Origin of the sequence: Komarekiella delphini-convector SJRDD-AB1, assembly GCF_014831675.1 — a bacterium.
Lineage (GTDB): Bacteria > Cyanobacteriota > Cyanobacteriia > Cyanobacteriales > Nostocaceae > Komarekiella.
The window spans coordinates 43,508-65,999 of the sequence record NZ_VJXY01000035.1 but is presented as its reverse complement, the minus strand read 5'-3'; the positions used below and the strand labels follow the sequence as shown (position 1 = coordinate 65,999).

At 39.7% G+C, this 22,492-nt stretch carries 21 protein-coding genes; 13 read left to right on the top strand and 8 right to left on the bottom strand.

Features of this window, described 5'->3' with window-relative positions; all coding sequences use genetic code 11:
- Window positions 1-24: 24 nt before the first annotated feature.
- The 5 genes from FNW02_RS25555 (at window position 25) to minE (ending at window position 4,661) form a co-directional block, all read left to right on the top strand.
- Window positions 25-687 carry a hypothetical protein gene (locus FNW02_RS25555; RefSeq protein ID WP_191760291.1) on the top strand — a complete coding sequence of 221 codons (663 nt, stop codon included), beginning with the start codon at window positions 25-27 and terminating at the stop codon, window positions 685-687.
- Between the two features lie 64 nt (window positions 688-751).
- A complete protein-coding gene (locus FNW02_RS25550; RefSeq protein ID WP_191760290.1) occupies window positions 752-2,110 on the top strand; it encodes a four-carbon acid sugar kinase family protein in 1,359 nt (452 codons plus the stop codon).
- A 201-nt stretch (window positions 2,111-2,311) separates the two neighbouring features.
- The gene (gene minC, locus FNW02_RS25545; RefSeq protein WP_191760289.1) at window positions 2,312-3,379 is read left to right on the top strand and encodes a septum site-determining protein MinC; all 1,068 of its coding nucleotides are present in this window, start codon (window positions 2,312-2,314) and stop codon (window positions 3,377-3,379) included.
- 167 nt (window positions 3,380-3,546) lie between these two features.
- Window positions 3,547-4,353 carry a septum site-determining protein MinD gene (minD, locus tag FNW02_RS25540; protein WP_162399385.1) on the top strand — a complete coding sequence of 269 codons (807 nt, stop codon included), beginning with the start codon at window positions 3,547-3,549 and terminating at the stop codon, window positions 4,351-4,353.
- A gap of 35 nt (window positions 4,354-4,388) precedes the next feature.
- Window positions 4,389-4,661, top strand: coding sequence for a cell division topological specificity factor MinE (minE, locus tag FNW02_RS25535; RefSeq protein ID WP_191760288.1), 273 nt, complete (start codon window positions 4,389-4,391; stop codon window positions 4,659-4,661).
- Between the two features lie 173 nt (window positions 4,662-4,834).
- On the opposite strand, the gene FNW02_RS25530 is transcribed toward minE, so the two are convergent.
- Both FNW02_RS25530 and FNW02_RS25525 read right to left on the bottom strand, forming a co-directional pair.
- On the bottom strand, window positions 4,835-5,344 hold the full coding sequence (locus FNW02_RS25530; RefSeq protein WP_191760287.1) for an MAPEG family protein: 510 nt from the start codon (window positions 5,342-5,344) through the stop codon (window positions 4,835-4,837).
- Window positions 5,345-5,476: 132 nt separating this feature from the next.
- The gene (locus tag FNW02_RS25525) at window positions 5,477-6,772 is read right to left on the bottom strand and encodes a hypothetical protein (protein WP_191760286.1); all 1,296 of its coding nucleotides are present in this window, start codon (window positions 6,770-6,772) and stop codon (window positions 5,477-5,479) included.
- 1,028 nt (window positions 6,773-7,800) lie between these two features.
- Here FNW02_RS25525 and fmt point away from each other — a divergent pair.
- Window positions 7,801-8,805 (top strand): methionyl-tRNA formyltransferase, encoded by a 1,005-nt coding sequence (gene fmt / locus FNW02_RS25520; protein ID WP_191760285.1) that lies wholly within the window; start codon window positions 7,801-7,803, stop codon window positions 8,803-8,805.
- Window positions 8,806-8,848: 43 nt separating this feature from the next.
- Here the strand turns inward: fmt and FNW02_RS25515 are convergent, their stop codons facing one another.
- The 3 genes from FNW02_RS25515 to FNW02_RS25505 all read right to left on the bottom strand — a co-directional run bounded on the left by FNW02_RS25515 (window position 8,849) and on the right by FNW02_RS25505 (window position 10,733).
- On the bottom strand, window positions 8,849-9,214 hold the full coding sequence (locus tag FNW02_RS25515) for a DUF6464 family protein (protein WP_191760284.1): 366 nt from the start codon (window positions 9,212-9,214) through the stop codon (window positions 8,849-8,851).
- Between the two features lie 261 nt (window positions 9,215-9,475).
- Complete coding sequence (locus FNW02_RS25510) at window positions 9,476-10,069, bottom strand: hypothetical protein (protein WP_191760283.1); 594 nt, start codon at window positions 10,067-10,069, stop codon at window positions 9,476-9,478.
- A 97-nt stretch (window positions 10,070-10,166) separates the two neighbouring features.
- Window positions 10,167-10,733 (bottom strand): DUF6658 family protein, encoded by a 567-nt coding sequence (locus tag FNW02_RS25505; protein ID WP_191760282.1) that lies wholly within the window; start codon window positions 10,731-10,733, stop codon window positions 10,167-10,169.
- Between the two features lie 641 nt (window positions 10,734-11,374).
- On the opposite strand from FNW02_RS25505, the gene FNW02_RS25500 reads away from it, so the two are divergent.
- Entirely contained in the window at window positions 11,375-12,295 is a 921-nt protein-coding gene (locus tag FNW02_RS25500; protein ID WP_191760281.1) for a lysylphosphatidylglycerol synthase domain-containing protein, read from the top strand.
- A gap of 54 nt (window positions 12,296-12,349) precedes the next feature.
- Here FNW02_RS25500 and FNW02_RS25495 read toward each other — a convergent pair whose 3' ends face one another.
- Entirely contained in the window at window positions 12,350-13,669 is a 1,320-nt protein-coding gene (locus FNW02_RS25495) for a hypothetical protein (RefSeq protein ID WP_191760280.1), read from the bottom strand.
- An 825-nt stretch (window positions 13,670-14,494) separates the two neighbouring features.
- Between FNW02_RS25495 and FNW02_RS25490 the strand changes: the two genes are divergently transcribed.
- From FNW02_RS25490 to FNW02_RS25470, 5 genes are all read left to right on the top strand, one after another.
- Window positions 14,495-14,770: a hypothetical protein gene (locus FNW02_RS25490; protein WP_191760279.1), complete on the top strand. Its 276-nt coding sequence runs from the start codon at window positions 14,495-14,497 to the stop codon at window positions 14,768-14,770.
- A 65-nt stretch (window positions 14,771-14,835) separates the two neighbouring features.
- Window positions 14,836-15,048 carry an NAD(P)H-quinone oxidoreductase subunit L gene (gene ndhL / locus FNW02_RS25485; RefSeq protein WP_191760278.1) on the top strand — a complete coding sequence of 71 codons (213 nt, stop codon included), beginning with the start codon at window positions 14,836-14,838 and terminating at the stop codon, window positions 15,046-15,048.
- Between the two features lie 24 nt (window positions 15,049-15,072).
- Window positions 15,073-15,384, top strand: coding sequence for a DUF3007 family protein (locus FNW02_RS25480; protein WP_191760277.1), 312 nt, complete (start codon window positions 15,073-15,075; stop codon window positions 15,382-15,384).
- 72 nt (window positions 15,385-15,456) lie between these two features.
- Window positions 15,457-16,302 carry a tryptophan synthase subunit alpha gene (trpA, locus tag FNW02_RS25475; protein WP_191760276.1) on the top strand — a complete coding sequence of 282 codons (846 nt, stop codon included), beginning with the start codon at window positions 15,457-15,459 and terminating at the stop codon, window positions 16,300-16,302.
- Between the two features lie 219 nt (window positions 16,303-16,521).
- Complete coding sequence (locus FNW02_RS25470; protein ID WP_191760275.1) at window positions 16,522-17,169, top strand: heterocyst differentiation related protein; 648 nt, start codon at window positions 16,522-16,524, stop codon at window positions 17,167-17,169.
- Between the two features lie 2,121 nt (window positions 17,170-19,290).
- Here the strand turns inward: FNW02_RS25470 and FNW02_RS25465 are convergent.
- Both FNW02_RS25465 and FNW02_RS25460 read right to left on the bottom strand, forming a co-directional pair.
- Window positions 19,291-20,295 carry a GntR family transcriptional regulator gene (locus FNW02_RS25465; RefSeq protein WP_191760274.1) on the bottom strand — a complete coding sequence of 335 codons (1,005 nt, stop codon included), beginning with the start codon at window positions 20,293-20,295 and terminating at the stop codon, window positions 19,291-19,293.
- Between the two features lie 153 nt (window positions 20,296-20,448).
- Complete coding sequence (locus FNW02_RS25460) at window positions 20,449-20,883, bottom strand: PAS-domain containing protein (RefSeq protein WP_191760273.1); 435 nt, start codon at window positions 20,881-20,883, stop codon at window positions 20,449-20,451.
- Between the two features lie 363 nt (window positions 20,884-21,246).
- Here FNW02_RS25460 and FNW02_RS25455 point away from each other — a divergent pair, with 363 nt between their 5' ends.
- Window positions 21,247-21,996 (top strand): hypothetical protein, encoded by a 750-nt coding sequence (locus tag FNW02_RS25455; protein WP_191760272.1) that lies wholly within the window; start codon window positions 21,247-21,249, stop codon window positions 21,994-21,996.
- The last annotated feature ends 496 nt before the right edge of the window (window positions 21,997-22,492 follow it).

Sequence of the window (22,492 nt, the reverse complement as noted above, 5' to 3'; positions counted from 1 at the left end):
CGCTTCTATCAGGAGTATCCAGCCGTGCAGCCGGACTTAATAAGCTTAGAAATTAGCAAAGGGGAACTGAGACGCTTGACTGGATTCGATCCAGAAGACGTTTTTCGACCTTCTGTTCTGCGAGATAGTAAGAAGCGATTAGGGTTTTTGCTCAGTGAAGCGCTGGTGACGCTGGCACTAACCCCAATAATTGTTGGCTTTATTTATGCGTTTATTATTTTGCCAACTATTGGTTCTTCGATTCGACTAGGAATCCTCTTACTAATTTTAGTACCAATCCCGATATTAGTTGGGCGATCGCTTTGGCGACAATTGACCTGTCCTGAAGGATTAACAATACTTTTAGATGAAGTCGATAAATATCATACTCTGATTGAAGCCATAGATGTTAATGACCAATTGGCAGCATCAGGTAACTCTCAAAGCAGCATAAATGACCGAAGTAAAGTGACCGCCGCCTTACAACTTATTAGAGAAGATTTAGTACGAGCGCTGAAAACAGAACGAATTTTGCGAGATAATAAAAAATTGCTTGCTAATAACCAAGAGTTATTTGTCAATAATTTAGCTAGTTTACAAGCCTTACAAGTTAGTAGTCAGGCCGGCGAATACGCTCAACTGCTAAATCAATCGTTGCAGATTGCCCTCGATGTGCAAGCAGAGATTAGAAAATTGCAGAAAGTCTAGGCAGAGGTTTCTCTAATTAGAACTTTTTTGAAAAACAATCGCCCGTTGACTTAAATGAGCAAGAATGACCAACAAACCAAAAATCATTGTTCTGGATGATGACCCTACAGGTTCTCAAACAGTCCACAGCTGCTTGCTGCTAATGCACTGGGATGTAGATACTTTACGCACTGGGTTACGAGATGATTCGCCAATTTTCTTTGTGCTGACCAATACCAGATCCTTACCTCCAGAGTCAGCCGCATCTGTTACCAAAGAAGTTTGCCAGAACCTAAAAATCGCCTTAAATGCTGAAGGAATCGACGATTTTCTGATTGTTAGCCGTTCTGATTCTACTTTGCGGGGACATTACCCGATTGAAACAGATGCGATCGCCCAAGAACTCGGGCCATTTGACGCTCATTTTCTCGTGCCAGCATTTTTTGAGGGTGGACGTATCACCCGCGACAGCATACATTATTTGATTATTGATGGCGTGCCAAAACCAGTGCATGAAACTGAGTTTGCTCGTGATTCAGTCTTCGCCTATCATCACAGTTATTTGCCTAAGTATGTTGAGGAAAAGACTCAAGGGCGGATTAGTGCGGAGGCTGTGGAAAGATTTTTACTAGCCGATATTCGCGCTGGTAGCCTGGAACGCTTGTTGAAACTTACTGATAATCAGTGCGCTGTTGTAGATGGTGAAACTCAAAATGATCTCAATCGCTTTGCAGTAGACGTGCTAGCTGCGGCGAGTCAAGGAAAACGCTTTCTATTTCGCAGTGCTGCCAGTATCTTAACGGCTTTAGCGGCGTTACCTCCTCAACCTATTACCGCCGAAAATATGGCACAGTATGTACGACAAGGCAAACCAGGTGCGATTATAGTTGGTTCCCATGTTAAAAAGACAACTCAGCAGTTAGAGGCACTATTGCAAGTTGAGGGAACCGTGGGAATTGAGGTGAATGTAGGACGATTACTTGATGATCAGGCAAATCAATCTGCTACACTGCTAACCGAGATCCTGGAAAGTGCAAAGGCGGTACACGATGCTGGCAAAACACCAGTAGTTTATACCAGCCGCCAAGAACTGTCTTTCAAGGATGTCAAGACACGGTTGGATTTTGGGGCAAAGGTTTCAGGTTTATTGATGGATATTGTGCGCGGCTTACCATCTAATATAGGATTCTTAATCAGCAAAGGTGGCATTACTTCAAATGATGTCTTAAGTACTGGTCTTGCCTTAAATTCAGCACGCTTACTCGGTCAAATACTAGCTGGTTGTTCAATGGTGATAACGCCATCTGATCATTCCCAGTTTCCTAATTTGCCCGTGGTGCTGTTTCCTGGTAATGTCGGTGATGCTGATGCTTTGGGCACAATTTATCAAAGGTTAACTAAAACAGTCCTGAGTCACGAGTCACCGAAGTTTGGAGCGGAGTAAGCCTTTCTTACAAAGTTCTGAGCGGAGGTTTCCTCCGATCATACTTTGCGTTCCGCTCCGACTTCTCGCTGAGTTAAAAGTGAAGATGATGATCATTCTGAACTACTTATCACTATCTAGGGTGAGGATGTGGTTGCAGAATGCAACTAATCTAAATGTTGGTAATTGCTCGGTGTATTTGCGTCTTTTGGCTGGTGCTGCATGACTTCTGATTCTGCTATACCCAATTTAGAGGCAAATTCTGCACATCCTAATGCAGAATCAATCTCTACCCTTGCTGATATAGAGTTAAATTCTACTTCTAATGTAGATTCTGATTCTGCCGTTGCTGATGCAGAATCAGATTCTATTCTTCCAGATGCTGAGCTAAAATCTGTTCTCCTCTATTTAAAATCAAACGCTGCACCTCCCGATGTAGAGTCAAATCCCACTAACCCGGATTTAGATTCAAATCCTGCCTTTTCTGATGCAGCACCAAACTTTATCCTGACTGATTCAAATCCTACGGAGTCACCATTACTCAAGCATCAGGTACATAATCTTCAAGTCCAGTTGAAAAGTGAGGAGGGACGACTGTTATTAATTTTACCAACAGAATCTCAAGTACCTGCCTCAGAACTTACTTGGTCTAATATTTGGCAACAGATGAAGCACCGCTTGAATGCTGGGGATCGCTTGCGATCGCCTAATACCATAGTGCATCTGATGGCATATGACCGCTTGGTGGATGCCAGACAACTACAAGAACTCGCCGAAACCTTAAGCGAAGTCCAACTTCAACTAACATCTGTTTCGACTAGTCGTCGACAAACTGCGATCGCTGCCGTCACATCCGGCTATTCTGTAGAACAACTACAGCCAACAACTTCCCTGACCGAATTAAAAGCTCCTGCTATACCCCTAGCAGATGCCCTCTACCTGGAAATGACGGTGCGTTCTGGAGTAGAAATTCGTCATCCTGGTACAATAATTCTCTTAGGAGATTTAAACCCAGGTGGTATTGTAATTGCAGATGGAGATATTTTAGTCTGGGGTCGCTTACGTGGCATTGCTCATGCTGGTGCAGCAGGCAATCGCGAGTGTCTGATTATGGCCCTGCAAATGGAACCAACCCAATTGCGGATCGCAGATGCCGTAGCCAGAGCACCAGAGAAATTACCGATGCAGTTTTCTCCAGAAGTGGCACATATTACGCCCCAAGGAATTCGCATCGCTAGAGCTACTGATTTTTCTAGAAACCAATTAACTAGGATTAATCAAGAGCCATAAGTATTTACTTAAAAGATGTCAGGATAAAGGATGAAGTAAAGAAAATATTCATGCCTCACCCTCATCAGGGAGTTCAGATATTTCTTCATACTTGATACGATACTTCATACTTTATACTTCATTTACTGTTTTATATTTCCTGAACCCTAATCGAGCGCATTTCTATCATGACTCGCATTATTGTAATTACCTCCGGCAAAGGAGGCGTGGGTAAAACCACAGTTTCGGCAAATCTGGGCATGGCTTTAGCCAAAATAGGGCGTCAAGTTGCCTTAGTTGATGCGGATTTTGGTCTGAGAAATTTGGATTTGCTGCTAGGGCTGGAAAACCGCATCGTCTATACAGCGGTGGAAGTTCTGGCCAGAGAGTGCCGCTTAGAACAAGCTTTGGTGAAAGATAAACGACAACCTAACCTTGTACTCTTACCAGCAGCACAAAACCGCTCTAAAGATGCAGTCACTCCCGAACAGATGAAGTTATTAGTGAATGCACTGGCACAAAAGTATCAGTACGTAATCATTGATAGCCCTGCTGGGATTGAAAATGGGTTTAAAAATGCGATCGCCCCAGCCAAAGAAGCTTTAGTTATAACCACGCCAGAAATTTCCGCAGTTCGTGATGCTGACCGAGTAGTCGGGTTACTAGAAGCACAAGGCATCAAGCGTGTTCATTTAATAATTAACCGTATCAGACCCTCAATGGTACAGGCGAATGATATGATGTCAGTGCAAGATGTTCAAGAACTTCTTGCAATACCCCTAATTGGGGTGATTCCTGACGATGAGCGCGTTATTGTCTCTACCAATCGCGGCGAACCTTTAGTATTAGCGGATACTCCCTCTTTAGCTGCCACAGCCTTTGAAAACATTGCTCGTAGATTGGAAGGGGAATCGATCCAATTTCTTGAGATCGACTCGTCCCAAGACAACATCTTCGCCCGTCTGCGAAGGTTGTTGTGGACAAAGATTGTTTAACTCACTTTCCAGTCTCTGCCCCAGACCTATTTGCAATGATTGAACTTCTAGAACGACTTTTTTCTCGCGGTCCTGACAGCAGTCGCACTCAAGTTAAACGTCGCCTGCAATTAGTGATTGCCCATGATCGCGCTGACTTAGACCCTCAAACGTTGGAAAAAATGCGGCAAGAAATCCTAGATGTAGTCTGTCGCTATGTAGAAATTGATACCGAAGGCTTAGAGTTCTCCTTAGAAAGCAACCAACGAACGACAGCTTTAATTGCTAATTTGCCCATCCGTCGGGTGAAAGGAGTTGTACCTGAATAACAAAGCAACGATAAATAACATTAGCTTTGTTGAGAAATTAGTATTTTTTATAAACAGTAATTCACTCAAGTGAAGCATTTATTAATGAACAGTTATTTAACAGTTCACAGTTCATCATCACTGTAACGCCGCTTTATTGCTGAAAAAAATAAAATCAGTTGAAGTAAATATCGTTAGATTACACCTTTAACACCGTAATAAATACACGCCAAACTGCCGAATAAATAGACAAACCAGGTCAGAAAAAAGCCGATCGCTCTTGCTGGAGAAGGGCCATATATTTTGATCAGACCCCATGCATGGGCAATTCTCGCCACAGTGAGACTACTTCCAAGTAGCCACAATAACCATACTTGTGCTTGCATTAACTCCAGCACCAACACAAAGAGCAATCCATGAGGCACATACTCAGCAAAATTCCCGTGAGCGCGAACCTTCCGTTGCAGTAAGCCATCATTATTTCTTTGATCGGGAAATAGCTTTTGAGTCATATTTTCCACCATAGCTGCCCAAGCACTAGGGTTTGCTAGTGGATCGGGCTGTTTTGCGACATCTTGCTTAGACTCACCATGCCAAACCCTGGTATTTACCCGTTCCGATGCCGCAATATACGAAAGAAAAAATGCTGTGATACCGTTAAGCCCAATAAAGAGAGTTGATATGGGAATGGTATTTTCAATCATTTTGATTCCTCACGCTATCTCATAACTCAGAACCTCTTTTGGATCATACGGCTGTTAGCTGTCCCCTTTGAAAAAAATTTCCCGTTGTTACCAATAGCAACAACGGGAGCAGTATATAAGATTTTTTATAAACTATCGATAAGCGACTTGTGGGCCTGCCCAAACTTCTGTAACTTTTTTACCAAAAGTAATAGGCTGATCTGCATCTGTTGTTGTCGGTACAGTCTTGCCATCATTAGCTACTTTTACCAAGGGCCAGTTTTCCTCGCCCATTTCACCAGCACGGAACAGTACATGATCGGGTTGGCTTTTACTCCAACCTAACAATATCGCAATCTTCTCATGCTCATTTTCTTCTTGAGCGGGAGCAATAGTGTTGGCATGGTTTTTTTGCCGATCCCAAATCACTGCATGATCTGTAGCATCGCCTGTGTTGAACACCCCTTTAAACTTACGTGCTAAAAAGCGATCGCCTTTTTCTGACCAGCTAACGGGAACTAACACCCCAATCGACCCATTGGTATCACTCTGTTCTGGTAACACCGCTTTTACAGCTAACAAGGGATCACTAACAGGAGCAGTTGAAGCCATCACCCACAACTTTTTAGTTTGCATATCTTGTACAAACAGAACGCTGGTAACACGACTGTTGTACATTTCTGGTTTTACTTCTAGTTGCACCCGACTATAAACAGCATATTTACCATCTGGAGAAACTACAGGTACACTACGGTAGTAGCGCACTCCAGAACCACCCTTAGAACCAATAGTCTCTTGAGTAGCTGTGATCCATTTCCAAGGAATGGGATGAGGACTTCCTATTGGATCTGTTTGTTCTGCTTGAGCTTCTTCAGCAGGTATTTCCGTTGTTGTAGTTGGTTGTGATTCTCTCGCAATTGGGGCAAGCTCAACTGCTGCTAATGATTGAGAAATAGGCTTTTGTCTTACTTGAGAATTTTCTGTTCTCAAAGACTTAACCTTACCAGCTTTTAATTTTTCCACTAAATTAAGTTGACTAGCAGACACCTTTGGTAATGGTGCAAGTTCAACTGCTGATAATGGATCAGCAGTAGGCACATCGCTGCTTGGTAGAGAATTATCTTTCTCTACTAAAGACTCAATTTTATCCGTTACTAATACTTGTGTCTCAACAGCAGTCTCTTTAATTGGCACATCAAATTCTTCTCTCAACGAGTTTGTTTGATCTGCTTTGGTAATTTCAGCTATATCAGGTTCTTTAATAGCAAGCACTTCATTTGACACAGAGTCAGATTCTCCAGTCATTGAAGTTACCTTTGCTACTCTTGATTTGGCTGCGGTAGAGTGACCCGATGCCGCAAGTAAAGGTGCGAGCAGTATCACAACGACCACGTAATTAAGAAATGGGTGCGTGCGGAACCATCCTGACAGCAAAAGGGGTTTAAGCATGTGTAGACTCTTTAGAAGGGTGGTTGCTGTGTGAGGAGCAATGCCTATACGGCAATGAGCAAGGTCTGATTATATGTATAACAAGAAACTAAAGGCTTTTACGAGATCTTAGCTTCAAATTTCGCATATTTTTACGAAACTCAAGTGTTATTGGTTACTTGTTTTATTGATGTAGGTACAGAATATTTTTCTACGAAAATATGCGAGTATAGTCATTATGCAGATAACTCAGTAATTACTGCATGAGATATACCATTTGTATTACTACACTCAATACCGCCAGAATTAAGTGTTACCAAGGGAAGTTAAGAACATTTATACTGGCAGCCCAAAATCAGATAGAGAGACTGTCAAAAATTAGAATATAGTAACTAAGCCGCAGTTATGAAGCTGGTTTATACCTGCTACAACAACACAAACTCCGATAACGGTAAATGTGAGGCGTTACTTAAAAAACTTGGGAACTAGACACACAATACATATTACTCAAAAACTATTGGTGTCATCCACTAAAAGACAGAAATTGCAATATTAGCTCCGCAAATAGCAGGACAGCATCCTGTTTTAAAAGCAAAACCGCAGTTAACGCTAATTTGAGACAAAACTATCGACGAATTTTAGCAGGTAGATGCTCTGGCGGTTTGTCATCAGATATCGTCAAAATATTCAATTCACCAGAAGCAAGACACAGTTGGTATTTACTGATCTAACTGCCAGCTTAGTTACAAGTATATCAAGCAACTTTTGGTTTCACCAATAGCAAAATATCTGACCACCAAACAACTAATAAGCTAATGGGCGTCTAAATTGCATAACTACTCTTTGTCGCTGTTAACTGTTGACTGTTGACTGTTAACGGTTAACAGTCAACCTGAATATCAAGGTAATGTGCAATTTAAATGTATAACAGCTTATTCTTTACAAAAGTCAACGGTGCTTTACACTACACCATTGAAGTAGTAGTTGAATAAGTTGTCAGTTATTAAGGTCGCACTTACTATTAACTAATGAATAATGATTAATGACTAATGAAAATCGTATTCTTTGGTACTCCCCAGTTTGCTGTCCCTACTTTAGAAAAATTACTAAATCACTCAGAATTTGAAGTGTTGGCAGTTGTAACCCAACCAGATAAACGCCGGGAACGCGGAAATAAACTTATCCCTTCACCAGTAAAAACCATTGCTACCACTCACTCTTTACCAGTATGGCAGCCTCAATCGGTGAAAAAAAATACTGAAACTTTAACCCAACTCAGACAATTAGACGCAGATGTATTTGTCGTTGTCGCATATGGACAGATTTTGTCGCAAAAAATTTTGGATACACCAAAGTTGGGTTGCATTAATCTGCATGGCTCAATTTTACCAAAATATCGGGGTGCAGCTCCGATTCAGTGGTGTCTGCATAATGGCGAGAGGGAAACGGGGATCACGACTATGTTAATGGATGCGGGGATGGATACTGGGGCAATGCTCTTAAAAGCGACTACACCTGTTGGATTACTGGAGAATGCCCAAGATCTAGCCGACAGACTAGCGGTAATCGGTGCAGATTTGTTAGTGGAAACTTTATTGAAGCTAGAACGTAAAGAAATTGAACCAATTCCCCAAGATAATTCAGAAGCTACTTATGCACCTTTAATTCAAAAACAAGATTATGTGTTGGATTGGTCAAAGAGTGCTATCGAATTACACAATCAAATTAGGGGCTTTTACCCTAACTGCACTGCTACCTTTCGCAACAAACCGCTAAAAATCACCGCTTCTGTTCCCTTTGGTTCTGCTTGCGATCGCGAGCTACCATCAGAATTACAAGAAATAGCTACTAAATTGTCGAATCTGTCAACTGTATCAGACAACCCTGGAGAAGTAGTAAGTATTGCTAAGGGAATTGGAGCGATCGCCCAAACTGGAGAAGGTTTTCTGCTGTTACGAGAGGTTCAGCTAGCTGGTAAACGTCCCCAGTCGGGATGGGATTTTGTGAATGGTACTCGCTTAACTGTAGGAGAAGTCTTTGGCTCTGGTAATTAAAGAGTGGGAGATAGACAAATGGAGAGATGAGGATTAATAACTCTTAACTCGTGACTTCTAAGTTTTCATAGAAGCGACAAGACTTGCAAGGGCCATCAGGGTTGACAGCACAGCGAATAATTTCTGAATGAGCGTTATACCTGCAAGTGGCATCACCAATTACCCAACGTCCCTGTACTAAACTTTTTTCAGATGGTCGTTTAGCAGATTGCACGTAAATGGCAATATTATGCAAGCGGTATCGCCCCGCCTTAAATTGATATCTATGGCGGCGCTCTAAAACCGCGTAGGTTTTACCTTGAAAATCGAGATAGTTTCCGGGTTGGGGTGTCCAATCAAGTTGCACTCTGCCGAGGGACTCACGCGGATACGTCAGAATCACCTCGGTTTGTAAAGAGTCTGGCTCCATAAGCTTATGTGATTTGATTTACATTTATAAGGATGGTATCGTAATAGCTTACTTTAGCTTACCGGATTTAGATTATAATTAATGACTGACTAGGTTTGCTAGAAATCTATACATAGCAGTTATTACTTTAATTTAAGTAAATATTTATACTATATTTTGGATTTGAAAAGAAAATAAAGACTAGCAATAATTATCCATATTAATAGAAAAGTAGAACAGACTTCTCGCCTGTTCTACAATCAATGACTAATTTTAATTAGCCTATCTAACTGTCCTGTTTACAGCATCAGATGCATCTTCAGCTGTCCGCTGAATATTTTTCCCAGCATCTTCACCCGCACGTTGGGCATTTTTTGTCAAGCTTTTAGCAGCGTTCTGAGTGTTTTCCTTGATATTTTCGATTCCGCGCTTAGTTCCCTTAGCGACTCCTTCCCCCAATTCTTCAGCAGAACTGCCAACATCTTCACCTAAGTTCTTCGCTCTTTCGCCTAGGGGTGTCCCTTTTTGAAAATTTCGCCCATATTGCTCTGTGCTGTCAATTCCTTTTTGCTCAACATTCCTTTGAGCATTTTTCGACAGCGCTTCAGATTTATCGTTTGCTGCCTTTTCAGTTCCTCTGGCTCTGGGGTCTACATCACTAAAGTTATTCATCCCGCCAGCAGGAGCAGAGAGAGGATAATCTTTTGTGGGATCGTATCGTTTGGTATAAGGTGATTGAGCATCAGGCTGTGGTGGTTGTTTTGCTATTCCTGGATCACCACAAGCTTGGGTCAAAAAGATGAAGATTCCTGCTAGAAAGACAGTTAAAATCTTTACGGGACGAATGTTATTTAGCCAAGCGCTTATTTTTTTCATAGTCCTAGTCCTTGCATTTTTGTGTCTAAGTTAAACGTTAGCCAAGGGGCATTTAGAGTTAATTTACCATCTCGTGTATTGAGACGAAATAAAAGTTCTATCTGCCTACCGCTGGATTTTTTTGTAATTCCGGTCTGGCACTTGCCTCATCTGATTTTTCTTTCAAAAAGCCGGAAGCTTCTTCAAATTCTTCTTTCACAGTCTCAAGTCGCTCTTGAACTCGAGTTCCTAAATCTGGTTCACGTTGAATTAAACCACCTGGTTCAGACTGGCGAAAATCTTTATCAGTGATGATTGGCAGTTCTGCTTCTTTGTTTAATCTACCTGCTGGTGTCTCAGCACCAGGATAAAGTAGCTCGGATTCTCTATTCGTGGCAATGAGCAATTGTGAGTTTAGCTGTAAGCTAGCTTGGTCTTGTCCTTTATTGGCTTTTGTATTCGTTACTTTTGGATCTGTAGACATCCTATATTTGGTATATTTGTCTCCACCACCCTTGTAAGGATTGTTTGCGCCGCCAGCTTGCACAGCAGGATTTTGCGGATTTGCACCTGTAGCATTTGCCCCACTACAAGCAGTGCTAACTATCAACAATAGTCCAGCTAAAAAGATAGTTAGCATCTGGCGTAGTCGTAGTTTTTTCAAGAAACTTATCAAAACGTTCACTTAGTCCTCCTTTCAACTAAAAATGAGCGATTAATTTTGCTGAATAATCGGGTTGATCGGCAAATTATTATGCTTTTCTTAGTTGGCTAATCTTTGAATAACCCTAGTCAAGGATAAGAGGACTAAAACGACCTTTACATCTAGCGTAGGTAACATTCTACTTAGTACTAAACCACTATTTTTATCTAACTCTAGAGAGATATAATTTAATGTAATAATCTATTGATTCTCTATGAGAAAATTAAGGCTATTTTGAGTAATGTATAAATTCAATTATAATTTGGGGATCAATTTATGTTAAGTTATATCAGCCTTAAATCAGCCTCAAGAAAGATATTAAATATGTAAATAGATGATGATAATTTTAGTACAAATAAACATCAATAGTCAACAGTTAAGAACCAATATAATATCTGTCTTGGACAATATACTGTAGAGTCTAGAGTGTCTAAAAACTCCAATATCAATGTAATTTTTATGTGACAGTAAATTATATTAATTTAATAAAAAAGTAAATAAAGTTACATTAGTTTTTTCGCAAGTCAAGAATATTTTCTCCAAAGCTTTGGATATGTAGCTGATATATCATAATATTTGAGGTATTTAGCTTTAGTTGCTTTAACCGTTAAATTACCAAAATCATGAAGCAAATTTTACGCTGGATAATTTTGGGTGGGACGCTGTTTTTTTTAGCGAAAGCTTTGAAAGATAATTGGCTTGAGGTGACTGCTATCCACATTGATAGTATAGGATGGGCAATTCTTGCGATCGCTACAGGCATAACTTTACTAGCACATACTTGGGCAGGTTGGATTTGGACTTGGGTTCTGCAAGATTTAAATCAACCTGTATCAACTTCCCAGTTCATTCAAGTTTACTTAAAAACAAATATTGCCAAGTATTTACCAGGTAACGTCTGGCATTACTATGGACGAATTGTAGCAACGAAAAATGCTAATATTTCTAGCGGTGCAGCCACCTTAAGCGTTTTGCTAGAACCGCTACTCATGGTAGCGGCTGCTTTAATCATCATTGTTTTATTCGGTAGTCAATTTACAGCAGCGAATACCACTCTGGTTGTGAAAATCTTACAATTGCTGAGTTTAGCTGTGGTGCTTTGTGCAGTTCATCCCCTGTTTTTGAACCCAGCCATTCGTTTTTTATACAGACTGAAAGCAAAAAAATCTGCTAATACGACTCAGCCTACTGTTCCCTTTAATATAGAACGCTATCCTTTACGACCTTTATTAGGAGAATTAGGCTTTTTGGGATTGCGTGGTGCTGGCTTTATATTAACTATTTGTGCTTTAAGTTCTTTGGATTGGAGTCAAATTCCTTTGTTACTGGGAGCTTTTAGTTTTGCTTGGTTGGTAGGGTTAGTTATTCCGGGTGCGCCTGGTGGATTGGGCGTGTTTGAAGCAACTGCTTATGAACTTTTACAGCACCACTTTCCAGGGGCCTTAGTATTTGGTGCGATCGCCTTATATCGCCTGATTAGTATCCTAGCTGAAACTATTGGTGCTGCTTTAGCTTGGTTCGACGAGCGTTTTGCTCAGTCTTAAGTTTTGATTTCTGATTTTTATCCATCTCCCAAACAAATAAATTTCAGGCCATATTCATTTTTGTGGATTCGCCTTCAACTGCGAAAACACACGATAAGTATCCAGATTCAACTGTGGATTACAATCTTGGTCTTCTTTCATCTGAATTAAATTGTATTCTACATTGTCTGCATAGATTGCAAAGGTAATATTAAAAATTTCAATAAAATTAATCACCCACTTACATTCATCTGCGGAATACTTCTCATAGTAATAAATCAAATGAGCAATACGAGCTTCCAAATGTATACGAGAGTTTCTACAAATCAAAATAATCTTCAGTAGTATAATCACTAATGTGAGAGGATTTCCTTGTGAAAGCAATAACAGAAACAAAGATGAAGGTTCTTTTCCATTTTCTGTAGTCAGAAAATCGATTACACGGTTACAGGTTCTTAAAAAGAATTTTTTAGTGATAGTTTCTTCATTATGTTCTGTCTTCCATAACGATAACTTATCTACAAACTGCTGCTTCAAACTTTTTGCTAATTCTTGATGTTCTACTGAAAAAAATAGATATTTTATAATGCTTCCTTTAAATTCTTTAAGAATTTGATTTTTAGTTTGTTGGACAAATATATTAGCAATATTCTTATGGCTAAATACACCCTTTTTTAAGACAATTACCTTGATCAAATGTAAAACATTATCTCCCAAAATACTAGGATTATTGTAACGTGTTGTACTTGAAGCAGCAGACTGACAACGAGCAATATACATTGCTAGTTCAAACTTAAATTTGTCTTTTATCTGTTTAGAAAGCTTTCTAGCAGCCTCTTGTTGCTCTTTTGAATTGTTTTCATTCAAAGATTGAGCAACTAATAAATAAGAAGTGTAGCGATGAGTCCAAAAATTTTTGTCTGGTTCATTATATCTAGCAGCAAATAATTTAATTTCTTTATAATCATTACTGTTGATAAAATTGTCTAACCAGCATTTACATATATTAATTATTGGAGAATTAATTGTCTCAGTTCTCAGGTTTTTGGTAGTAAATAAGTTAACTAATTCTTGGATATATTTGTATTTTCTATTAGTTTCCCAGTTATTAATTATGATGTAGCAACATCGTTTAAGTGTGTTGCGAAACTCTTGTTCTTTATCATCAAAGAATATTCCGTATATTCCTGGAACATAATCAGAAGTTGGTGAATCCAGGCCATCTATAAATAAACTTTTAAATTCTCGCAAAACATCCTCTGGTGGAGATTGTTTGACAATATCCGCCAAGAAACTGTAAACCCTCTCTTGTGCAATTTCCGCATTAAGCTGTCTAGAGTTGGACGTAACAAAATGCTGATATCCCTGACTACTTGGTAAACTATTAGCGGTCATTCCAGTTCTCAAGACAAAAGAGCTTCCTGTTCATATTGTTATCAGCTTAACCTTGCCGAACAGTAGTATCAATCTATTCTTCAAAGATTCAGCAGTTTTTTTACATAAAGTTGGATAAATAAAATATTAAATTTAAAGTATTCGATAATTAAGAAAAATTACTTAAGATGTAAGGTAATAATGATAACATAAATTTCCAGATCTCTTAACCCAACACACTATGAAACCCACCTGTGCTTGGTGGGTTAGTTTTTTCATTTTTGAATTTTTTAGTGGGGGTGGAGGGACTTGAACCCTCACGACCTTTTACGGTCAACGGATTTTCATTCTCTCGTAGCTTTCACTACTGCCTGATATCTTTAAGCAATTACAGGCTTTGAGAATTGGACTCTCCCTTTACCCTCGACTTAACGTTAGGGTAGCTCCCGTCGGGTCTCTGCACCTTCCCTCAATTTTGGATTTTGGCTTTTGGATTGCAAAGCAATCACAAATTTCAAATTTAAAATCGATGGGCTTGGCTCAGGATTGCCGTGTCTGTTAACAGATTTAGGTTTCCCTGAGTTTGAGAGCTTCCACTTGAGGGATTTCTCCTTCAAGGCTCAGTTTACTAAGTCCGTAGCGTCTACCATTCCGCCACACCCCCTTAGGTGTTTGGCAAATACTTACTGTGTAAAGGCAGCAAATACTTCCCTATCTATTCCACCATCAATTGTGTCTTTTGTGCAACTAGATTTCAAAAATTTTATCGAGAATCAGTATTTTGTTTCTCTTATTACTTGACTTTGTTGACGAATTCCACAGTCATAAATTTACAGTAGTTCTGGTTTGAATGCAACACGAAGTGTGGGCAAAATGTATTGTGCGCTGACTCAAATGCTGCAAAGTAACTGTCCACCATTGGAGATTACAACTGAATCTCTAGAGGAACCCTGGTATAAGCGAGTACTCCAGTTAACTAAAACGGAACACGCTTTGGTGCAGGGAGAGGCGAATTGGTTGGAGGTTAGTAGTAGCGATCGCTGGGTCGGTGGTATTCGTCTAACCAGGGGTCAACCCGTCTGGATTTGGGATGATCTACGAAATCAAACGATTTTGCAATAGGCAATACTTCCCTCAGATCAAGCATTCAGCCTATGATAAGAAAATAGACGCTTAGACAAAAAAGTATGATTGTCGCCCTGCTTTATCTGATTTTGGCTGGAGCTTATCTTTTAGTAATGCCAATTGCTATCTTGCTGTACCTGAAACAGCGTTGGTATGTGGCTACCGCCATCGAGCGTACCTTTATGTACTTTTTGGTGTTTTTCTTCTTTCCAGGTCTGTTGGTTCTATCGCCGTTTGTAAATTTTCGACCCCAGCGGCGACAAATTGAAGTTTAACAAGATTGGTAGGTCATAAATCTCATGCGACGCGTTGACGCTATTAGTATTGGCTTGGGCGTTTTTCTGGCTGGTGGGTTGGCATATATACTATTGCAGCTAGTCGGGTTAGATAATCAAGAAGCTGGCATCTGGAGCCAAGTTTTATTAGTCAGTGGATTGGTTGGCTGGTTAGTCACCTATTTTTTTCGCGCAGTGGGACAAAAAATGACCTACCACCAACAGCGGGAAAAGTATGAGCAAGACTTTCTCCAAAAGCGGCTAGAAGAACTTACTCCCGAAGAACTAGCAAAAATTCAAGCTGAAATAGAACAAGAAGAACAAACTCAGGTGTAAAGTTATCTATTAGTCAAGAGTCCAAAGTCTAGATTTTAACTCTTGACTTTGGACTCTTGACTCTTAAAATTAATGACTGCGATTTCTGATTGCTTTGAAACTCTTGTACGGAATCGAGAGTGTGCTCTGATTCCATTTATTACCGCTGGCGATCCAGATCTAGAAACAACAGCAGCAGCGTTGCAAATTCTGGATCGTAGTGGGGCAGATATTATTGAACTGGGTGTACCTTACTCTGATCCTCTAGCGGATGGGCCAGTGATTCAAGCTGCTGCTACCCGTGCCCTGCAAAAGGGAACTAAGTTGGAGCATGTGCTAGAAATGTTGCAAACAACTACTCCCAACTTGCGATCGCCTATTAGCCTATTTACCTACTACAATCCAATTTTGCACCGTGGAATTGAAAAATTTCTCTCTTCAATTGCTGCTGCTGGGGTGGCAGGATTGGTAGTACCAGACTTACCCTTAGAAGAAGCCGCAGGTTTGCTTCAACCAGCTGGTGAAATGGGAATTGACGTGACTTTGTTGGTAGCTCCCACCAGTTCAGTTGAACGCATAGAAGCGATCGCTCGCTCCTCCCAAGGATTTATCTATTTAGTTAGTGTCACAGGAGTTACAGGCATACGCTCCCAGATGGAAACGCGAGTGTCAGATTTACTTAAACAAATTCGTGGTGTTACTGATAAACCCATCGGTGTAGGCTTTGGCATTTCTCAAGTAGCGCAAGCTCGTCAAGTCAGGGAATGGGGCGCTGATGCGGCGATTGTGGGCAGTGCTTTTGTGAAAAGGTTGGCAGAAGGCACACCAGAGCAAGGACTGAGTGCGATCGCTGATTTTTGTCAAAGTCTCAAGTCAGCCATTAAGACCGACAACAACGGCACAAATACTCATCTTGCTCAGACTGAGAAAGTAGATTAAAAAGTATAACAGCGTAGTTTTTTTGTCCTTAGTTGGTGGACAATTTGACGGTTATAGTCTTGAATATTAACATCAGATATCAGGATGTAAAAAAACTAGCTGATACAGTTGCTTATAGTTTGAGTATTATCTGAAGTTAAGTAGGCAAAAAAATTATGAGTGTGAGAGTGAGTCAGTCACAAATGGTTATAATTACGTCGCAATTGAGGGGCAAAGGCGATGAGTGAAAGTATGGCATTTATCGGCGGGGTCGCCGTAGCTGGACTGGCGGCTCTCGTATTACTCAAAGGGACAAATACTCCTCTACAATCTAACTTTGCTGTTGCCCCACAAATGCCCGCCACTGTAATGCCACCCCAGGTTATGCAGCCACAAGCGCAGTATCCTTATGGGCCTTATGGGCAACCAATGTATCCCAATCAACCGCCTGTAGCTCCCAATTCTGAACAGCGCGTCGAATGGGAAAAGCTGAAAGTAGAATTTGATCGTTTAAAAAGCGACAACGAACAGCTAAAAACTCAAAACCAACGACTTCTCGATAATTACAACACCCAGCAGCTACAATTAGCCCAGAACAATCAACCAAAAGCAGCATTAGCGCCATCGCAACCGGAAAATCCCTGGTGGTCTTCACCCATAGTGTGGGCGGTAGGAGGCATGAGTCTGACTATTGGCGGTGGTGTTGTAGTCGCTGGGGTATTAGCTTTGTTCTCACCTCGGCAACGTCCAGCCCGTACTGTACAAGTTATTCATCCCTATCAAGGAGCTACACCGCCTTTGGTTCCTGTGCGTCGCGCTGAGTTTCTTCCACCTTCTCGGCTAGAAGCAAGACGAGTTGAAGCCCCAGAATACGACGAAATGCATTGATAGTGAAGTGGAATATTTGTTATTAGGGCTAGCAAATACTATTTATGTCTAATCACTGCAAGATGACACACTTGTATTGAATTTTGTATTGGTGTTGCGATCGCCTACGGCGGGGCGTAGCCCATCGCACATGTTAAACCGAGGTATGAATATCTAGTTGAAACCTAGTAGTTCACCAACCCAATTTTGCCGTGTAGGCAAAGCAGGGGGAGAGGTGCAGCAGGGGGAGCAGGGGGAGAAAGAATTCTTTTTCAATAATGCTTTTTCTCCCCCAGCCTCTCCAGCTTCCTCAGCCTATCACCATGCAAAGTTTCCTTGGCAGACTACTAGGAAAGTTATCAGGGTTTAAAGAATTCTGTCGGGTGATTATCAGCGATTTCTCGCCAATTCAGTTCTATATAGAACAAATTTATAGAGATATAGGACACTCTACTGGACGCCTAGCAAAAAATTGCCAAATGAATTGGCGAGTCTTTAAGTTGACTTCACTGCCAAATTTTTTTAGTGTTTACCCCTTGTGGCAAACGCTATTTTAGTCTGTTAAATGTTAGTTAGTGATGCCTGAAGCAATCGCTTGACAATTGGACAAAACTCTACATCTAACAATTAAGAATTAAAACTTGGTATTAATACTTATAATTTTATGACGCTTTCTATGATGATAACCTTCTGGGTGGTTAAAGTTAAATAAAATCTAAAAAACCTACTCTAAAATTTATAAATTTTGTAAGAAACTCAAATAATATGAACTCATTTTTAACCTTTGCCAAATTATTGCTCATATCGTTTTAGGCAAAGTTAACAACGACAGTCTGTTAGCAGACATCAGTCTCGCGGATTTTAATACACCAAAATTATATATAGATTAAGTGTTAAGACTGAAGTGACCTTCATTCCAGATTCGGTATACTTGATTGCAATATAGTCTTGAAGTGAAGATAAGGAGCGATCGCCTTCACAAACCGGTTGTGTTGCAAGAGCCTATTGAGGATAAAAGATCCGCTTGAGTTAGATTCAGTTTATGCAACCACACGGATAGGGTTCATAAACTGTGATTTTCATGCTACTAATATGCCTCAAGCTTTTTTACCAGACTAACGTCTGTTTTTGCAAAACAACCGGGAATTCTCTGCTAGTTACCACCCTAATCGGGCAACTTGCGAATAAGCTCTCTAATTACATCTGTTTTTGCTCTCCCTGTCTGGTTACAATATGTTTCAAGTCTTTTGACTTCATCTAATGCCAGGTTGAGGCTAATTTGCTTGACGGTCAATTTTTTACTCATAATCTCACCCACTAAGTGTAATATTTGCCCTTGTACTTTAGAAACCTTTAACAGTTTGCTATCTTGCTTTACTTACGTATCAGCTTTTAAAACATAGTGCTTGCCTACCTTAACTAGTCTTCTATCAGCATACCGCTATAGTGGTATTATTAAACCCATATCTCTAGTATTATGTTGTTTATAACTTAATATAGTTTAGTTAGCGTGAAAAACATCAAATTACGTAGGTTGGATTAAAGAACAAAACTCAACACCTATTAAAATGTTTGTTGGGTTGCGTCCGCTTAAACGCTATTATATTCAAGCCAAGAAACTCACCCATACAAGTGGCTCCCTAAACCATAATTCTTTGTTAACTGAACTGTATTGATTTATAATTCTGGGTTAAGAGCCAGATGTAGAAACTTAGTCGATTTAAAAATATAGATTATTCTAAAGCTGTAGATCTTTTACCCTCAACAAGCTTTTGCAACACAAGTAGTACAAGTACACCCAATAAGTAGATAGACGTAATTAAATGTAAAATAGAACTTTTGTTCGTAGTAAACGATTTATCAGTATATACAAGGTTCTCAAGGATTAAAGCCGCTTACCCTTCTCTTAATGGAGACTCTGCTTTGTAGCTTGCTTAAGAGTAGGTATATAGGTGACGTTCGTTTGCAAGTGTGCCGTAGGTAAGACTCGCTCTAAGCGTTCGCGCAGCCACTGTCTACGACATACTATGCCAACGTAGAGAAGGCCTTACCCTGTACTATCGTTAGTCGCTCATGTCTATAATGTTAGTCTTAGAAAGCACTTTAGCTACCTTTTGTATACTTATCTAGTGCATCATCCTGTCACTGATTGGTATGAGAGATAGCTGATTTAGTTAACTGAATTGCAGCCAAACGAGCCTTTAAAACTGACATATTAGTTTCATCAACACTGAAATTAAAAACCATAACTTCCGATGGTTGAAGACTATACTGTCGTACCCAGTTTTCAACATGTCTTGAAGCACAAACTGCATCAGCCTGCTCCAAAATTTTCTGGTTTTTTTGAAGGTACTCTAAATCTAAAGTTTGAAAGTTTATGTGGGAAATTCCGGCTTGCTGTAGCATCTGTTTCATCACTTTACAGGTAACTTCTTCTTGACAAATAAGCAGCATTAAAGCATTACGAGGTAAAGATGAAATTTGTGCCAATAGTTGCAAGTCAGGCTTGAGGTTAACAGTAATAACTTCTTGCTCTGGAGCAGTCAATCTAGTGACTTCCCACTGATGTTGTGCAGTTGTAATTATAAGGTCAGCGGTTAACAGTTCTTTTAAGACTTTTGATTTATTAATCTTGAAATCTTCCAAACAGAGAAACAATAAAGGAAGTTTTATTTCTGATTGAATAGTTTCGTATACACCTGTACTGTGTTGCGAGTATTCTATAAATACTAATTTTAATGGGGCAACAGCGTGCCGATTCAATATTGCAGCTTGCGCGTAGGCCGCCGCACCAAATTCAGATGGAGATAATCCAGTCATTACAGCAGCATTAAAAGCTTGCCCTAGCAGATTATAAAATTCTTTATGGATAATAATATTTTGTACAACTTGAGTATGAGCAACAAAAGTTCCTTTACCTCTTTGGGCTACCAAATAACCTGATTCAATTAAATAGTTATAAACTGCTGCAATGGTATTATGATTTACTTTTAAATGTTTGGCTAATTGAGTAACAGTAGGTAAAGTATCACCTGGTTGCAAATCCCCTATAGCAATTAATAGCTTAATTTGTTCAGCAATTTGAGCGTTAATCGTTATCGGCGCTTGGGTATCAACAAAAAGAGGAAACAAAATTGTATTAGGCATTACCATAACGGATTGGCAACAGTAACTACGAAGATTTCCCTAAAATCGCATTACTTACTCCTCAATCATTACTTAGATGTAATCCATAATAAAACTTGGTGGTATACAAGTAAAGAGAATAAATAATGAAAAAAATAATAATCTCTCTACAACTTAGTATGTATGCGAGATATTATGATTAGCAGGAAAAAGCAAAATTTTATTTCCAATATCTATCAATGTTTTCGATTGATAGCGATCTGTTATTTCTCGAAATTTCCAAATTCTTCCTACACATTCATCTTCTAAGTATTGAGGTAGTGAACAACGCTCAAACATGCGGCCATCCTTTAATTTAAAAGTATCATAAGCTTCTAAGTCTGTATGCATGTAAATCTCTTGAATTCTGTGAAGAAACAGGTCGGAGTTCTCAACTAGACTAGAAGCCAATTCTAGTGCTTGTCCCTCATTTTGTGAGACTATAATGTGTTGAGGAAAACTCCACATTTCTATAAACCTTCGATTCAGGCTCACCATCCTTCTGCTACTATCAACAACAACTATGCCAGCGTTAGCTCGAATCCTACCCTGACTCAAGAGGCGTATCATGCATTTTGTCCTTGATTTGGTTGTTAATTTGTTTTTATACTATGGTATATATGATATAACGAATATAACGCGATGTACGATTTAGAACAAGACTACTAAAATTCATCATCAAGATTAGAAAGCTGATTGATCTGGCGATGAGATTTTGCTCCTTTGATAACACCATGTGAACATTAAGAGGGTGTAAAGCCGTATATATGATTCGCAAGGGACAAGTTGAAGGTGATGAGATTAGGAGACACTTAAACTACTGTTAAATTTGTTGCTCCAATTTCCAGCATGGCTGCGTAAATTAAATCTCAACACAAGTAGATATTTTGTACTCAACAAGTTTTTACTATACAACTATATGGGGATCTGAAAATGGAAGAAGTCCTTGCATTGCTTGAAAAAAAGAAGCAAGAATTTGCCCAAACGCCATTTATGAAATTTCTTCAGGACAAAAGTATAGACCCAAGACAAAGGTTAGCTTGGGCTCCTGCCTTTGCTCCTTTTGCAATGAGTTTTAAAGATTTCAATAGAATTACACTACGCAAAGAGCCAGCAACTAGCAGGCTACAAGAAATGATTAATCAACACACTTCTGAAGATGGTCGCCACTGGATATGGTTTATACAAGACCTTAAGTTGATGGGATATGATTACTCCATAAACTATACTGATACATTGAAATTCCTCTGGGGTGAGGAAACACAGAAAGTACGCTCTTTGATTAATAACTTATTTGCTATGTGTACTTTTGAAGAGGATATCCTGATCAAGTTGGCGATTATTGAGGCGATAGAAGCAACGGGAACTGTGGCTTTATTTGAGATTGCACAAGTAGGAAAGGAACTTCAACAAATTACTGAGCAGCATCACCCTTATTTTGGTGAGTCTCATTATGCTAAGGAAACAGGTCATATCCAGGCAGAAATGGATGATGTAGAAGATTTTGTTAAAAGCATAAAATTGACAGAAGCACAGAGAGAAAAAGCTTTTACTTGCGTAGAGAAAGTATTTGCAGATTTTACAGATGCGCTGAATGAAATGTTAGAGTTTGCTAACAATCATCCTTATGATAAACCATTTACAGCAATGTATGATATGAGGAAAATTAAAGTCTCTGTATAAATGAGAGTGTAAGCTTTAAGTCTACATACTTTTTATGTTCATCCAAACAATACAGTTCATTTCTAATCTGAGATTAGACACTTTGAAAAATAGGTGGTGATGACTGTATTTTAATTATAAATAGTTAGTGTTTCTCTTTGAGAGACACTAACTTTCTGATTTTGTAGCGCGATCGCTCCTCAAAAGTTGTATGGTTGAGTAAATGCTTGACATAATCAAAGTGCGGGACTCAGCAGCAGAGCAAAGCGATCGCACACCAACAGTAAATATTCCTTACTAACGCTGAGATAACTATTCTCGAAATGGGGCAGAAAATTTTCATCTCTTCATTGCTCCAGCTCTAAGCATTATTCACCAGAATACCAAGTCGGCCCTGTTCTTGCTGTAGTTGCACAAATAGCACCTTAACTTCTGCGTCTGAATCTGCAAGAAAATCTGCATTTCGACACTTGCTTTATTACCTGGGATTCCGCAACAATAAGTCAAAAGCAGGTTG